This is a genomic window from Patiriisocius sp. (assembly GCF_051252435.1).
Classification (GTDB): Bacteria; Bacteroidota; Bacteroidia; order Flavobacteriales; family Flavobacteriaceae; genus Patiriisocius.
Genome location: NZ_JBPOFW010000007.1, coordinates 83473 through 98903, shown reverse-complemented (window position 1 = coordinate 98903; position 15431 = coordinate 83473). Strand labels below are relative to the sequence as shown.

Sequence of the window (15431 nt, the reverse complement as noted above, 5' to 3'; positions counted from 1 at the left end):
TTTTAGTGGGTTAATTGGTTATTAAAGAGAAAGATATCAAATTTTTTTGTAAATTTTATTTATCAAATTTAACATTGGTTTTTTTGTTGTATTTATCATATATTTACAATCAATTTATTTTAAAAAAAATTAAAGTTATGAAACTTAAACTACTATTATTCGGATTTTTGTTTAGTGCAATTGTTGTAAATGCTCAGTTTACCGTGTCAGATGAAAACGGTCAGCCCATTGTAGATGGTGATGTTATTGCCGTAAATTCAAACGACCCATCTATAGCTACTAAAGACTTTTTTGTTACTAATACAGGAACTGAAACAATTTTTTCTTCTATTAAATACGTTTCTACAGACACTCCTTCTCCGTTTCAAGTGTGTTACGGTGGTCAATGCTATGATAATATTGTAGTTGGAAATTCTTACCCACCAGTATCTGCACCGCAAGTGATAGAGCCAGGTGCCTCTACAGGTCAAGGAAATCATTTTCTTTACACCGGTCCAGAGGTAACCTCTCCTGTAAACCACGTTTTTAGATTTTATCAAGTAGATGCTAGTGGAAATGAAATAGGTGAAGATTTAACCATAACATATTTGTATGACCCCACACTTGGTCTCGGAGATAATGAAATTTCAATTTTCGACTTAACATCAACAGTTGTTAATGACGAATTACTTTTCAATTTAACAGATGATGTAGATATAACAATCTACGACATGAGAGGACGTGTAATAAAGTCTAAAAAGAAACTAACCAAAGGAACTAAACGAGAGCCAGTGGGAGATTTATTACCACAATTGTATATTGTTAAAGTAACTAATGATAGAGGGGTTTCTCAATCAGTGCGTTTTGTAAAGAGATAATCTTTTTCCGCCATTAAAGTAATTGAGTCCGTTACAGGGATGTAACGGACTTTTTTGTGCTGTATTATTAAATATATTTAGCTTATTTGCTATAATAACTTCAATATTATAAAGTAGCTATTTTCTTCTGAAATAGAATAGTCAATTAAAGCAAATACAATTTCATTGAATATTTGCTTAAATTTTTTATTCTGAAGTGTTTTAGATATTCATTTAAAAATTGCCATTTTCATAACACAAGGGAAGTCGTTGAACCAATTGATTGTAGATTATCTAATCTTTATATTTAAAGCTAAAATCTAAATAATAGAAACAAAAAAATGGCGCCATAAATTTGGCGCCATTTTCTATATTTTACTTGTGTAATATTTCCGCTTAGAAAGAAATGTTCAAGCTTGCACTTAGACCATTGCTCTCTGGTACTACTCTACAAACTCCACCTACGCAAATGAGTCCTCCACGTTGACGACCGTAGTTCATGGATAATCTCGTGCGGCCTTCAGTATAACTACCACCCACACTATAATAATGTATTTGTGATTCTTCCCCATCATAGCTCAGTTCACGGTAGTTCCAATTGTCATAAACGTACATGGCAAATCTAGAGCTGAAGTTATATTCAACCACTGCTGCCATCCAGTTCTGTCGATCTTGTTCAGACCATAGGTGTTGAGCCTCTGCGCGAATAGATTGAGTGTTTTTTAATTTATAAGTTCCTTCAAGAACTGCTATTTGAGCTTTTATTTCGCCTTGAGTTCCCACAAACCCTCCTTGAGAAATAGCTTTGTCAATATATACATTTTGATAAGTAGCAACGGAACTAAATGTAGGCGTCCACTTCTTTTTAATCTCAAAATTGAAATCACGGTAATAACGACTTCCTGAGCCAATAAATTTTGCTTCATAAAATCTATTATCTATATTATATTCTGCATCGAGCGCTCCAGCATATGAAAAATTGGCTGCGATTTTTGTCCCATATTTTCCACCTAAAGCACTTCCTTTGTTTATTGTGTAATACACATCAAACTGTGTAGCAACTTCACCAGCGCGTTGCTCTGCTTGTTCAATGACAAGGCCCGGTTGTGCATTATACACATATATGTTTGTCAATAAATAATCTTGGGTTTTTGATAAAGCAGGTAAAAAGTTCACAACTTGATCATTAAATTGATTTCCAGCCGCTTCTCTATCTGCATAAAAATTGAAATTTTCTAATCTTCTAAAAGTACCATTGATACCAAGTCCTTTTTGAGAATACCCTAAATTAACTTGCATAGCAGTACCGTCGTATAGTTTTTCTGAAACTAAGTTGCCTTCAAAAAACAAGGCGTCTTTCGATTTTGTATTTACTTCAACCCCCCCATAAACTGGACCAACAACAAAATCCAATCTTGCACCTGCAATACTTACATTGCTTGGTAAAAAAGTTTGTACACCTTGGTCTTGATACCTATTTACGTAGCTAGCGCCAAATCTTAAATCAACAGCTTCAATTCCCAGAGCTGTGCTCAAATCTATATTGGCATCTAATCCTTGGAGCGTCCCTTCTGAAACTTCAAATCCTATACGTTGTTGTCCATACAGTGCTGTAAAATCTGCATAATTCGTTATATTATATTTTACCCGTGCTCCTCTTATACTATTGTTTATACCCAATTGTCTGTCTTCCCATGAACGAAAAGCAAGACCACTACCAAACTGGTCATAAAAATATCCCCCCGTTACATCAAGTTTTTCAGCTTTATAATTTAAATAATAAGTTCCAACACCGTTTCCGTTTTCATACACCGGGGAATAACCCAATAGTGCATCTGGTAAATAGGCTTCGTACTGAATTCCGGCAGTGAATTTTCCGAGGGAATAATTAAGTTGGAAATAATTGTTTGACCTAAAGTTGTCTTCCGGAGCTACAAAGTTAATACCGTCGTCATCTAGAAGCCATTGCGAATTTGATTCAAAGCCTCCAAAAAAATACCCGCCTTCTTGGGCAAATGAAGATGAGATTGTACAAAGAAACGCGGCAGTTAGCAGTAATTTTTTCATCAATATAGTTGTTTGGTTGATTTAAGTTATCTATTAAATTCCTAGTGGTTATCTAGGAAAATAGTTGTCTTTAAAAGTTAAATGTTAGGTCTAAAAATAAACACTTATTTTCAAACCTAACATTTTAATTAGATATCTGTTTTGCCTTGTGGGCTATTTTTTATTTTTTCGAATATTTTTTCACATATTCATAAAGTTCGTCTTCAGCACCTGGACTATAACCAGAATGTCTATAAACAATCTTATTGTCCTTAATTAAAACCGTAAGTGGCACGGTTGCAGCACCTAGTGCTCTTTTTAAATCATTGTTGGTGTCAAGTAAAATTTCATAATCCCAACCTTTTCCATTAATTAAAGGCTTCACTCTTCTTACAGTACGACTGTCATCAACAGATACGGCAATTAACGAAACACCTGTTTCATCCTGCCAATCTGAGTAAACATCATTTATTGCATCAAGCTCTTTAATACATGGTACACACCACGTTGCCCAAAGTGAAACAATTGTAATATCGCTTTTCTCTGCGGCATTTTGAATAGTTGTTGTATCTCCATTTATGGTTTCAAGAGAAACTGATGGTAATTTTTCCTGAGAAAATCCGACCAACGAAAAAGTGAGTGCTAAAGTGAATACTATTTTTTTCATAATTAACGTTTTGATTTTTTAATGTTAGCAATAATAGTTAAATTTATTGTAAATTTTACCATCGACGTTATAGAATTAAATCACTCGTTAACCTACTAAAACACTATGGTAGTTGAGAATACAATATTTATTTATTATCATTGTAAATACAATTAAAATGCCAAAAATGAAAAAGTTCAAAAATATCTTATGGGTTGCTATCGCAACACTAACAATCACATCTTGTAGCAAAACAGAGGAAAATGTTCCTTTAACTCAAGAAACAGTTGAAATTACTGTTGAAAATTTTGTGAGAAAGGCATCATTGCGTAATCAAGAAATCCCTTTCAACCTTACTAACGAGTCTGGTGAAAATATTAACGATATCGCTACGTTCTATGTAAATGGGAGTGCAATTGAAGGCTCGGTTTTTTCTTCTGCTGAAATTGGAGAATTTGAAGTATACGCCGAGTATGAAGAAAATGGAGTGCCTGTTACTACAACTTCTGAAACTTTTGAAGTCATTATTCCAAAAAGAAAAGTGGTACTTGAAGACTACACCGGCACATGGTGCGGATTTTGTCCAAGAGTAGCTGAAGCTATTGAAAAAGCCCTAGATGCTACAGAACATCTTGCGGTTGTGGCAATACACGAAGGAGTAAACAGTGACCCAGATCCAATGGATTTTGATGGGATGCCAATATTGAGAGATGCATTTTTTGAACCAGGAGCGGGACTTCCTCAAGCACGTATTGATAGAACAACGGTTTGGCTGAATCCACAGCCTATTGATGATATTGTTGCCGTTGCAGGTGAGCCAACAAACGTTGCTTTGTCTATAAACTCAACGTTAAATGGTAACCAATTAATTACAGAAATCAATGTAGTATCAGAAGATGGTATTACTGCTGGGGATAAAATTGTAGTATATCTTTTAGAAAGCGGAATAGTACACAAGCAAACTAACTATTATGACCAAGATCCAACGAGTATCTACTTCGGGAGAGGTAACCCTATCCTAGATTTTGTACATAACGATGCTTTGAGAATTTCAATGTCAGCTGTTTTGGGTGACGAAGTTACTGCAACAGGAGCTTTGGAGGAATTTACAAAAACATACAACACTACAATTCCTTCCGATTTTGTAACAGATAATCTTTCAATAGTAGCAATGTTGGTGAAAGCAGATAATACTGCTAGAAACGCTCAGCACGCACACATTCAAGAGAACAAGTCTTACGAATAGTAATTTCGGAACCGTTTTAAAACGTTACTAAATTATAAAGGCTGCCTAATGGGTAGCCTTTTTTCTTTGGAAATTTTAAGGGTGGGTGATATAAAATTATTTTTTAAAATAGGTAGAATGGCTCTCAGTATATAATCGTTGTTAAAAATTCAGTTACTTTAAAGAATAATTAAAAGATAAAGCCACATCAATTATAAAATCGATGTGGCTTTGAGCTAAATTAGTGTCAGTCATTTATATTTCCGAAGAAATCTAAAAACCTATCCTAAAAATGGATATTTATAATCTGTTGGAGATACAAAAGTCTCTTTGATCATTCGTGGAGAAATCCAACGCAACAAGTTTAATTTACTTCCAGCTTTGTCGTTTGTTCCACTCGCTCTTGCGCCACCAAATGGCTGTTGACCTACAACTGCACCGGTAGGTTTGTCGTTTATATAAAAGTTACCAGCAGCATTCTTTAGCGCTTTAATGGCAACTTCAAGTTCGTAGCGGTCTTCGCTAAAAACGGCACCAGTTAATGCATACTCGCTAGTATTGTCAACAAGTTCAAGAGTTTCTTCCCATTTCTTGTCCTCAAAAACGTAGATGGTCACAACAGGGCCAAAAAGCTCCGTGCTCATCGTTGTATAGTTTGGGTCTTTTGTAACGATAACGGTAGGCTCAATGAAGTATCCTTCGCTTTTATCGTAGTTTCCTCCAACGATAATTTTCGCTTTTTTATCTTTTTTAGCTTTGTCAATATAACTCGCTAATTTATCAAAACTGCCTTCGTGGATAACCGCCGTGATAAAGTTGCCCATATCTTCGGGAGATCCCATTTTAAATGAATTTACATCTGCAACCAAGAATTTTTCAACTTTGTCCCAAATACTTTCGGAAATATAACAACGGCTGGCCGCGCTACATTTTTGTCCTTGGAATTCAAAAGCACCACGCGCAATTGCCGTAGCAACTTGTTGTGGGTTTGCCGTTTTATGGGCAACGATAAAATCTTTACCTCCAGTTTCACCAACAATACGTGGGTACGTTTTATAATTGTGAATGTTAGTTCCTATTTTTTGCCAAATGTCTTTAAATACATTTGTTGAGCCTGTAAAGTGCAATCCGCTAAAATCTGGGCTTGCGAGTACCGTATCGGTAATCATTACAGGATCTCCCATGACCATATTTATAACTCCATCTGGTACACCAGCTTCCTTAAAAATATCAAGGATTACTTTTGCTGAATATACTTGGCTATCGCTAGGTTTCCAAACAACAACATTACCCATCAATGCTACACTCGCTGGCAAGTTTGCCGCAATAGCAGTAAAGTTAAAAGGCGTAATAGCATATACAAATCCTTCAAGTGGGCGATATTCCAATCTATTCCAAGCACCCGATGTTGACGCTGGTTGCTCGTGGTAGATTTCGGTCATAAATTGAACATTAAACCTCAAAAAGTCTATCAACTCACAGGCTGCATCAATTTCAGCCTGATAAATAGTTTTAGATTGGCCAAGCATTGTTGCTGCGTTGATCTTAGCTCTGTAAGGACCCGCGATTAATTCCGCAGCTCTTAAAAAGATGCCGGCGCGTTGCTCCCAAGGCATTTCGGCCCATTTTGTACGTGCGTCAAGTGCCGTGCTAATTGCTTTGTCAATATGCTTTTTCTCAGCATTATGGTATGTCCCTAAAATATGTTTGTGGTCGTGAGGGCAACTCATCGTCGCCGTATTTCCCGTTTTTAAATTTTTACCATTGATAAAAAGCGGAACTTCAATGGTTTGATCGTACATTTTTTTGTACATTTTTGAAACCTCAGCGCGTTCCGGAGAACCTATTGCGTAATCTTTAACGGGTTCGTTAACCGCAACGGGTACCTTGAAAAAACCTTTTCCCATAGTCTTATTTTTAGTTCTGAAACCGATTGAAAATCAATCCTCTCGGTATCGATTAGTAGTTTGTTTTTAATATTTCTGAAATGAGCAAAAAATTACATATTTCCCATCTCGTTTTTCAGTGTGCAAAGGTACAAAAACTAAAATGTATCAAAAGCCTTTAAAACTCAATAGCATTTAAACCATCGTATTTTTTCCGAAGTGCTAATTGAGTACATTTGTTTTGGTTTTGTAAGTGAATATTAAACAAAAAGACAAATCATTTTATGTGTACCGTAACATTTACTCCTACTTCCTTTGATACTTTTGTCCTCACTTCAAATAGAGACGAAGCACCGGAACGCAAAACTATCGCACCTAAAGAATACGATGTGAACGGCACAAAATTACTTTTCCCAAAAGATGAATTGGCGTGTGGGACTTGGATTGGTATTTCAGAAAAGAAAAGACTTATTTGTTTATTGAACGGAGGCTTTACCTCTCACGAACGCAAAGAATCGTATAGAATGAGCCGCGGCATTATTGTAACCGATTTGCTCACTGCGGAAATGTTACAACCCGAAATCGATTCCTACGATTTTAAAGACGTCGAGCCATTCACCATTATTGCTGTAGATTGGTCAAAAGATGTGCAATTGTTTGAACTGGTTTGGGATGGAAGTAAAGCACATTTTACCGAAAAACCCTTTGCGCCCCATATTTGGTCGTCCTCATTATTATACAGCCCAGAAATTAAAAGAAAAAGAGAATCTTGGTTTTCAGAATTTATATTTAAGCAACTGCGACCCTCTGCCGCTCAAATTTTAAACTTTCATAAAACCGCAGGCACGGGAGACATCGTAAATGATGTTATAATGGATCGCGGCTTTGTAAAAACCAAGAGCATTACGCAAATAGAGATGAAAAAAGATACAGTCAATATGCGTTACGAAGATTTACAAACTCAAACCACAACAAACACTACTTTTTGAAGTATTCAGGAAAAATAATCGTCCTCGCATTTCCCGATACTTTTGTAAAAATGAGTACTGAGTTTATCTGCAAAATGCTCCCACTAGTTGGATTGGGCACGCGCGAATACATTAAAGCGGGACATGCTGCACTGGTGTTAATCGAAAACGAAACAGGGAAATCACGATATTTTGATTTTGGCAGATATGTAACGCCTCCGGGACACGGAAGAGTGCGAGGTGCAAACACAGATGCCGAGTTAATAATTCCTTTTGAAGCTGAAATTGATACCGATGAAAATTTAGTAAATCTTGAAGAATTTTTATTGTGGCTCGATGCAAACCCTCAAAAAACGCATGGCTCTGGCAGATTGCTTGCTTCGGTTTGTGATACGATAGATTTTAAAAAAGCTGATGATTATATATCTGAACTACAAGGAAGAGGAAGTATTCATTACCGAGCCTTCGACAAGAATGGAAGTAACTGCTCCCGTTTTGTGACCGATACCATAATCGCTTCAACAGATGATTTAAAAATTATCAAAAGATTAAACTTCAATAAAAAATTCACGCCCAGCACAGTAGGTAATGTTGAAAAAGCTTCCATTGAAAGTCAAATTTTTCAAATACATAATGGTGTTGTATTGCCTTATAATAGTAGCGCACTTAAAGAAAATTTGACGAATTATTTTGATAAAAAAGCACCTAAAAAGGTGAGTCACATTTCCGAAGAACAAATAGGAGCATTTAAAAAAAAAGGTTTTACAAAATTAGAAGGAATAGGCAGCAACGCGTGGTTTGAAGTGGTTGAAGAAAAATTGCCCAAAGGGCATTTTAGGGTACGTAGGTATAATGATTTGCTGGAGGTCGATTATGATGGAGTATATATTTCATCAGATTTTGATAATTCACAGCCATTTACTTTTACGTACGATTCGCATTGTGCGTATTGCCACGTGCTTCAAAATGGAGAAAAATTGCGTTTGGAAAATGTGCAATCGTATGCAGAATTTAATTCATCGCAAAAGCAGCATTCAGCTTAAAACTAGGGATTTTCACTTTGAATTTTTCAGTGGTTTCAAAGTTGATCATTTCATACCAACCGCTCATAGATCCAAAGGGCGCTTTCAATAAACAACCACTACTGTAGGTGTAAGATTCTCCAGGTTTGATTACTGGTTTTTTGCCCACAACACCTTCGCCGTACACTAAGTCTATTTCGTTTAATGCATCTTTAATTTGCCAATGTCTGTTCTTTAGTTGCACGATATTTTTGCCTTCGTTTTTAATATGAATTGTATAGGCAAAGGCATATTGCTTTACACCATCTCTGATAAAAGCGCCTTCAAACCGAGTTCTAATGGATACTCGAATACCTTGTGTAACTAACTGAATCATATTAATACGTTGCTGCTGTTATTGCAAAAAAGAACACCGCAGCGATGGATGCTGCAATTATAAATACATTGTTTAAAAATACGAATTTTATAATTGTTATAATTCTGGACTGTTTATAAAAATTGCGTAACGCCTTGTATAAGTAGAACGGACCAATAAAAAGGAATAAAATTCCAGTAAAAATATCGGTATCAAATATCGCTTTTGGGATTGCCAAAATGAGCAGTGACAAAAATATAAAACTGAAAATATGGAAGATGAATACCAAATGCTCCATGTAGCTATATTTCTTTTTTGAATAAATAAGCCAGAAGAATAGCGCAAAAAGCGGGGCAAAGAAAAACAAGAAAAATGGCACTTTACCCGAAAGATAGCTGATAAATTTTTCAGGATCTTCTTTCACTCTTTTTACTACATTATTTTTCTCATAAAGCCATAAATTAAATCTCGTTGGCGGGTGTTTGAGACTGTCAAGTGCCCTGCCTGCATTGGTGATTTCGGTGTAATCGTAAAAATCGTTGTATGTTTCAAAACGTTTAAAAGCGCGTTCCGTCCAATCGCTCTTTTGGATTTGCTCTTCGGTGAGATAACTGGGAATCAATTTTTTACTCTCTGCCTTTTTATCTGATACTGCTACAATAGTGTCGGTTTCAATAGATTCTTTATTGAAGTCTGCTCTCTTGTTTTCTTCGGAAATTTTAGGTGATTGCTTATTGTTGACCGTTGTCGCAACTTTAGTAGTGTCGTTAAAAGCATCGGCTACTTCATTTTCCCAATCGGGATTTGAAACATACGTTTCTTCGTTTAAATACGCATCTGTTGTATCAGTTTCGTCTTCAGACTCATCTATGGTTTCACGAACGTCATATTGTACAATTCCACTATCATCTTTTCCGCTTTCAAAACTGTCATTCGGGATGATGAAATCTAAAAATCCTGTTATCAAAAAATAAATAATCGATACACTCAAGAAAAAACGAAATGGATTTGCATACCGCAATCGATGGCCTTCGACATAGTTTTTTGTAATCGTGCCGGGCTTAAAAAGCAAATCTTTGAGCGTAAACCATAATCGTGAATCATAGCTCACAAGACTGCTGAAAAATTCAGCAAAAAAATCGCTAAAGCTTAGTTGTTTTGTACTGTTTAGTTGTGAACAATACGAGCAATAGCGGTCGCTAAGGTCAAGGGGTTGCCCGCAATTTAAACATTGATTACTGCGATATTTAAAATGCTTGCGGCTGTTTTTTGAAACTTCATCTTTTTTTGAGACTTTTTCTTTAGGCTCGACTTCCTGTGACGACGTTTCTGCAACCCCGTTGGAGGGTGTTTCGCTTTCCCCGAGGTTTTTTATAGGTTCTTCTTTGCCACTAGCATTAGGAGTGTTGCTCATGGTATAAAAATAGCAAACATTTTTTACTGAGCGAACGCTTTGGTTGGGATGATTTTTTTATTTTCAGCCACAAAGGTTTCTAAGATTTTGAAGAAATTTAAAATATCAGCGTCTTCGTTACCAGCATTGATAGTAACCAAACGCACAAATTCTTCGCCTTTAAAATTTCCGAAGCCCACCATGAGTGCAGCATCTTCATACAAACGGGTACATAATTCCTGCGCTGGAATGCCTTTGTAGTTAAAGCAAATTGAAACCGAATCGTCAAAACTATAGAGCGTATAATCTGGGTTGCTCTTTATATAATTGCGAGCAACATCGGCCAGATGAAATTGGTGATCCACCATTTTTTCAAGTCCATTTGTGCCCACACTTTTCCATAAAGTCCAGAATTTTAGCGCGTCATTGCGACGCCCGCATTGCAACGAAGTCTTCCCTAAATTATAATCGTCGCCATCTGTTTGGTACAAATACGCCGCGTCATTTGAAAAAGAATCGTGCAAATGTTTTTTGTGCTTCGTTAAAATTATGGAACAAGATAGGGGCGTGCCGAGCATTTTGTGCGCGTTATAGCTAAACGAATCTGTATGCTCCAGTCCTTTTACTAAATATTTGTATTTCTGGCTGAAAATTACGCTGCCACAATATGCGCCGTCAACGTGCAGCCAAATATCGTGTTTCTTGCAAATTTTTGACAGTGGTTCAATGGGGTCAAACGCTCCTAGTACGGTTGTCCCTGCAGTAGCGTTTACGAAGAAAGGATGATTGCCTTTTTCAATGTCTTCGTTGATTTGTTTTTCTAAATCTGATGGAAGCATTTCGCCTACATCGTTTGTTTTTATAAAACGTACTTGCTTGCGTCCAATTCCTGCAAAGGCTGCGTTTTTAGGTGTTGAATAATGAGATTCTGCTGAGGTGTATACAATCAGTTTTTGGGTAATGCCCTCCTGTGGAATGTTTGCGTTATAAGCATCTCTTGCCATTAACAACGCCATGAAATTACTCATGGAACCACCGGGTGCAAAAGTTCCGTCAGCGTCTTTTCCATAGCCAATAATATTGCAAGATTTATGGAGAATTTCTTTTTCAATCCCAACTTGCGGTCCCGCTACTTTGTAGGTGTACATACTATTGTTGAGGAGCACGGCGAGCAAATCACCCAAAGTAGCCTTCGAGTTTCTGCCGCCAAAGAGTTGGTTAAAGAACAACTTGGTTGCAGTTTTTGGAGTGCTTTCAATTAGTTGACCCAGTGTGTCTTCAAAAAAATCATCAGCAACTGGTTCATCGTTTAACGCAATGCTAAGCGTATCGTAGAGTTTCTCCGCAGGAATTGGGGTTGCGATGGGTTGTTTATGTTCTGCTTCAAATAGTTTATTGGCAAGTCTTTGAAAGAGTTCGAGGTCTTTTTGCATTTTGGGGATTTGGATTTTTTTGCAAAGATAACAGAATTGAAGAGAGTGGTTTTTGCTAATAAATGAGTTTTAAAAATTAATAAAATATTTTAATCTAAGGATTATAGGCGTGACTTTTAACTGAGCCAGCCTTTTTTTGATGCTCTTTTACTGTAGAAATAAAGAAAGGATGCAATTGCAATGACTACAACGGGTATGATGACAGAGAAAATTAAGGATGTCTTTTGAATGTCAACAACAAATAACCAATAACCTTCAATAAAGATTAAAGTAACAAGGGCAATCATAAAAAAAAGAGTAGCAATTTTTTGTCTAATTATCAACATGAAGCTGCCGAGCATTTCAGAAATGATTGCAATAATAAAGACTATTATATACCAAAAGGGGAGTGCCTGAAAATTTTTAAATTCTTCAACTGTGGAATTTTCCTGTAAAAAATCTAATTCAACTGAACTGAAATAAATTTCCACAATATTCCATAAAACGGCAGATATAGCGATGATCCAAAAGGAAAATGGAGGTTTACTATTAATTCCCATAATTCTTGTAATTTATTCTTTCTAAAGATAGGGAACTAAAATGATTTTCAATGATAAGATGTGTTTTCGATATATTTAGCTAGAGCTGTATTTTTTATCTGCTAGTTATAATCAAAAACATTTTCTATTACTTCCTATTTTGATATTTGTAGGCCAATTACATGTGTTATCAATTATTATTAATCGTAGTAGAATTCCCGATTCCTTCACCTAATAATCTATCAAAACGAGAGCCCGGGGCGCGGTAGTAAACCAGTACGGTGTAGTCATTTTCGGTTTGCCAAAAATTACCACTTATGGGACCTTGTTCGATGGAGCCGTCTCTATTTACGAGCACATATTTATAATTGTAAAAACCTTGTTTAAAAAGACGCGCGTTTTGATAACTGTCGCTCTCTTTATTGTAACGCATGAATGTTGTTTCGTCGATGGTCCAATTGTTGAAATTTCCGTAGATGTGAAGTTCTTTGTCACCGAGGTCTTCAAAATATTGCAGGTTAAAATGCATAACAACATATTCGGCTTCTATGTCTTGATTTTCCGCATAGAGGTTGCGGACTAGAAAATTACCGTTAATGTCTGGAGCAAATGTATATGGGCGGGTGCTTCGGTCAACATCTGTATATAAAAAATTCTCGTATAAATCATTTAGTTGTACGCGGCGCACACCATTTGTTGCAGAGCGAATGTCTTTGTTGTCAAAGAATAAAAATTCGTTTCCGCCTTCAAAAGCTGCTTCTTGGTCGTAGCGATAAATCAACTCGGAGCCAATTGTATATTGAGGAACCAAATCAACAATAGCAGTTTTCAAATTACTATTTTGCATCACCATCGTTTTTACATTTTGTTTTGGGTTGATGAGTAATAATTCGGGTGAGTTTACTGTAAATTGAACCACTTGTTGTTCATCAATTTTACGAATATCTCGGGCGCGTTTAATTTCAACAGCTACGCTTAGCACTCTTTCAATCACCATGAATTTTCTAGTAAAAACCACGTTGCGGTCATCGTCGAGGATTGTCAATAAATAATTACCGCTTTTTTTGAGACCGCGCGTTTCTCTGTTGGGAATCGTAAAAAAATAATTTGAATACAATTGTAGTGCGTTAAAACTATTCTCGTAAGTTTCTATACGCACATCGTCAAAGCCGTCGAGGTATTCCCCTTTGGACAAATCGGTTGGTGTCCAGTCAAAATTGTAGTGGTCAATCTTATAATAGTAATCAGATTCATCACCATTGATATCGTCAAAAGAGAGCTGTAGTCGCTGTCCTAATTGAATAATGGGCAACTGGCTTTGGGCAGACGTACCTCTAAATTGGATGGTTCTAATGTGGTAAGGTTCAATAACTTCAATAGCTTGCGAGAATGTCTGCTGAAATGAAACTATGAAAATAAATATGGAAAGAATGGTTGTACGCATGTGAGTTATTTTTGTTTCTGAAATGTGATATAATTAAGAAATTAAAGTTGTTTTAAAATTTCAGAAATCATCTAAAATCTTATTTGATGTTGCTAATATAAACAAAATTTATGCCCGAAAATTGTGTAGATTTTCTTCCTTAAAAATTCCGAAGAAAATTCCTATTTAAATTATTGTAAGATGGTTCTTTAATGTTTATTTTTGCAGTCCTTAATTACGTCTTGTAAAATGAAACTCAGTTTTGAGTTTTGAAAGACAATTTTAACACAACTATCCTATGTCCAAAGACATTAAGATTAAAAAAGGTTTGACCATTCGCTTAAAAGGCGAAGCGGACAAAACACTTTCTAACGCCCCGCGTTCTCGCACTTTCGCCATCATCCCTAAAGATTTACACTTGATTACACCTAAAATGGTGGTAAAAGAAGGTGCTAAATTACAGGCTGGAGATACTATTTTTTACAGTAAAGATAGAGAGGAGATTAAATTTTCATCACCCGTAAGTGGCACGTTGACTAAAATCGAGCGTGGTGCAAAACGTGTGATCACGAGAATTTTAATAGAGGGCGATCAACAAGATACCTTTAGAGATTTTGGAAGCAAAAATCCAGATGCGATGACGGCAGATGATATAAAAAATCATTTGTTAGCTTCGGGTTGTTGGGCCTTTATCAAGCAACGTCCTTACGATGTAATTGCAAATCCAGAAGCTATGCCTAAGGCAATTTTTGTTTCGGGAATTGATACCGCGCCTTTGGCAACCGATCTTGATTTTGCGCTAAACGGAAAAGAGAAAGAACTGCAGGTTGCATTGTCTGCTTTGGCAAAATTAACAGAAGGTGCTGTGCACGTTACGTTAGGAAAAGACGCTGGTTCTCCGCTTGCGAACTTGAATGATGTTGTTTATCACAAAACAAATAATTTGCATCCTGCCGGAAACGTGGGGACCCAAATAAATAAAATTAATCCCGTGAATAAGGGAGAAACTGTTTGGACAGTTGGAGCTCAGGATTTGATAATTATTGGTGAATTGTTTTTGACTGGAAAATATAATCCTGAGCGCATTATTACCCTTGCGGGATCATCGGTTAAAAATCCAAAATATTACAGAACCCGTTTAGGTAGTGAAGTGGCTACGGCGGTTTATGATTCTGGATTGAACGAAGAAAATGTGCGTATTATCTCTGGAAATGTACTAACAGGGAAGGCGATTTCGCCAAAACAACATTTAGGTTTTTATCATAATGCGATTACGGTAATTCCAGAAGGAGATGATTATGAGTTTTTTGGTTGGAACAAACCGGTATTCGATAAAATTTCAATTTCAAGAGCGTTGACATTTTCATGGTTATTTCCGAAGAAAAAATTTGACCTTGACACAAATACAAACGGTGAACACAGAGCGTTCGTTGTTACCGGGAACTACGAGGAAGTGTTTCCTTTAGATATCTACCCGATGCAAATTATGAAAGCATGTATGGTGCAAGACCTTGACGCAATGGAAGCGCTGGGAATGTATGAAGTTGCTCCAGAAGATTTTGCATTGACCGAATTTGTTTGTGTGTCAAAACAACCACACCAAGAAATCATAAGAAATGGACTTGATTTAATGTATAAAGAAATTGGATAATTATTCATTTTGAAGAAATGAAAAATACG

The 15431-nt window shown here is 36.3% G+C and carries 13 protein-coding genes; 5 read left to right on the top strand and 8 right to left on the bottom strand.

Annotation, left to right across the window (positions count from 1 at the left end):
• Nucleotides 1-137 precede the first annotated feature (137 nt).
• On the top strand, nt 138-857 hold the full coding sequence (locus ACSHW7_RS14130) for a T9SS type A sorting domain-containing protein (protein WP_435680018.1): 720 nt from the start codon (nt 138-140) through the stop codon (nt 855-857).
• A gap of 375 nt (nt 858-1232) precedes the next feature.
• Here the strand turns inward: ACSHW7_RS14130 and ACSHW7_RS14125 are convergent, their stop codons facing one another.
• Both ACSHW7_RS14125 and ACSHW7_RS14120 read right to left on the bottom strand, forming a co-directional pair.
• On the bottom strand, nt 1233-2903 hold the full coding sequence (locus ACSHW7_RS14125; protein WP_435680017.1) for a DUF6029 family protein: 1671 nt from the start codon (nt 2901-2903) through the stop codon (nt 1233-1235).
• Between the two features lie 160 nt (nt 2904-3063).
• A complete protein-coding gene (locus ACSHW7_RS14120; protein WP_435680016.1) occupies nt 3064-3549 on the bottom strand; it encodes a TlpA family protein disulfide reductase in 486 nt (161 codons plus the stop codon).
• Between the two features lie 166 nt (nt 3550-3715).
• On the opposite strand from ACSHW7_RS14120, the gene ACSHW7_RS14115 reads away from it, so the two are divergent.
• Nucleotides 3716-4774 (top strand): Omp28-related outer membrane protein, encoded by a 1059-nt coding sequence (locus ACSHW7_RS14115; protein WP_435680015.1) that lies wholly within the window; start codon nt 3716-3718, stop codon nt 4772-4774.
• Between the two features lie 260 nt (nt 4775-5034).
• Here ACSHW7_RS14115 and pruA read toward each other — a convergent pair whose 3' ends face one another.
• Entirely contained in the window at nt 5035-6660 is a 1626-nt protein-coding gene (gene pruA / locus ACSHW7_RS14110) for an L-glutamate gamma-semialdehyde dehydrogenase (protein ID WP_435680014.1), read from the bottom strand.
• 263 nt (nt 6661-6923) lie between these two features.
• Here pruA and ACSHW7_RS14105 point away from each other — a divergent pair, with 263 nt between their 5' ends.
• Nucleotides 6924-7628, top strand: coding sequence for an NRDE family protein (locus ACSHW7_RS14105; protein ID WP_435680013.1), 705 nt, complete (start codon nt 6924-6926; stop codon nt 7626-7628).
• Nucleotides 7625-8650 (top strand): DUF6695 family protein, encoded by a 1026-nt coding sequence (locus ACSHW7_RS14100; protein WP_435680012.1) that lies wholly within the window; start codon nt 7625-7627, stop codon nt 8648-8650. Before ACSHW7_RS14105 ends, ACSHW7_RS14100 begins: the two co-directional genes overlap by 4 nt.
• Here the strand turns inward: ACSHW7_RS14100 and apaG are convergent.
• From apaG to ACSHW7_RS14075, 5 genes are all read right to left on the bottom strand, one after another.
• Nucleotides 8619-9005, bottom strand: a complete 387-nt coding sequence (gene apaG / locus ACSHW7_RS14095) for a Co2+/Mg2+ efflux protein ApaG (RefSeq protein ID WP_435680011.1) — start codon at nt 9003-9005, stop codon at nt 8619-8621. The two genes, ACSHW7_RS14100 and apaG, sit on opposite strands and share 32 nt — an antisense overlap.
• 1 nt (nt 9006) lies before the next feature.
• Nucleotides 9007-10398: a DUF3667 domain-containing protein gene (locus tag ACSHW7_RS14090; RefSeq protein WP_435680010.1), complete on the bottom strand. Its 1392-nt coding sequence runs from the start codon at nt 10396-10398 to the stop codon at nt 9007-9009.
• A gap of 23 nt (nt 10399-10421) precedes the next feature.
• A complete protein-coding gene (locus ACSHW7_RS14085) occupies nt 10422-11810 on the bottom strand; it encodes a pyridoxal phosphate-dependent decarboxylase family protein (protein ID WP_435680009.1) in 1389 nt (462 codons plus the stop codon).
• Between the two features lie 116 nt (nt 11811-11926).
• Nucleotides 11927-12349, bottom strand: coding sequence for a hypothetical protein (locus tag ACSHW7_RS14080; RefSeq protein WP_435680008.1), 423 nt, complete (start codon nt 12347-12349; stop codon nt 11927-11929).
• 169 nt (nt 12350-12518) lie between these two features.
• Entirely contained in the window at nt 12519-13772 is a 1254-nt protein-coding gene (locus ACSHW7_RS14075; protein WP_435680007.1) for a DUF5103 domain-containing protein, read from the bottom strand.
• 277 nt (nt 13773-14049) lie between these two features.
• On the opposite strand from ACSHW7_RS14075, the gene ACSHW7_RS14070 reads away from it, so the two are divergent.
• Complete coding sequence (locus ACSHW7_RS14070) at nt 14050-15402, top strand: Na(+)-translocating NADH-quinone reductase subunit A (protein WP_435680006.1); 1353 nt, start codon at nt 14050-14052, stop codon at nt 15400-15402.
• Nucleotides 15403-15431 lie beyond the last annotated feature (29 nt).

Excerpts from the sequence above, each read along its gene's own strand:
- ACSHW7_RS14105 (WP_435680013.1), top strand. The coding sequence starts at position 6,924 with ATGTGTACCGTAACATTTACTCCTACTTCCTTTGATACTTTTGTCCTC.
- apaG (WP_435680011.1), bottom strand. The coding sequence starts at position 9,005 with ATGATTCAGTTAGTTACACAAGGTATTCGAGTATCCATTAGAACTCGG.
- pruA (WP_435680014.1), bottom strand. The coding sequence starts at position 6,660 with ATGGGAAAAGGTTTTTTCAAGGTACCCGTTGCGGTTAACGAACCCGTT.
- ACSHW7_RS14130 (WP_435680018.1), top strand. The coding sequence starts at position 138 with ATGAAACTTAAACTACTATTATTCGGATTTTTGTTTAGTGCAATTGTT.
- ACSHW7_RS14070 (WP_435680006.1), top strand. The coding sequence starts at position 14,050 with ATGTCCAAAGACATTAAGATTAAAAAAGGTTTGACCATTCGCTTAAAA.
- ACSHW7_RS14075 (WP_435680007.1), bottom strand. The coding sequence starts at position 13,772 with ATGCGTACAACCATTCTTTCCATATTTATTTTCATAGTTTCATTTCAG.
- ACSHW7_RS14080 (WP_435680008.1), bottom strand. The coding sequence starts at position 12,349 with ATGGGAATTAATAGTAAACCTCCATTTTCCTTTTGGATCATCGCTATA.
- ACSHW7_RS14115 (WP_435680015.1), top strand. The coding sequence starts at position 3,716 with ATGAAAAAGTTCAAAAATATCTTATGGGTTGCTATCGCAACACTAACA.
- ACSHW7_RS14090 (WP_435680010.1), bottom strand. The coding sequence starts at position 10,398 with ATGAGCAACACTCCTAATGCTAGTGGCAAAGAAGAACCTATAAAAAAC.
- ACSHW7_RS14085 (WP_435680009.1), bottom strand. The coding sequence starts at position 11,810 with ATGCAAAAAGACCTCGAACTCTTTCAAAGACTTGCCAATAAACTATTT.
- ACSHW7_RS14125 (WP_435680017.1), bottom strand. The coding sequence starts at position 2,903 with ATGAAAAAATTACTGCTAACTGCCGCGTTTCTTTGTACAATCTCATCT.
- ACSHW7_RS14120 (WP_435680016.1), bottom strand. The coding sequence starts at position 3,549 with ATGAAAAAAATAGTATTCACTTTAGCACTCACTTTTTCGTTGGTCGGA.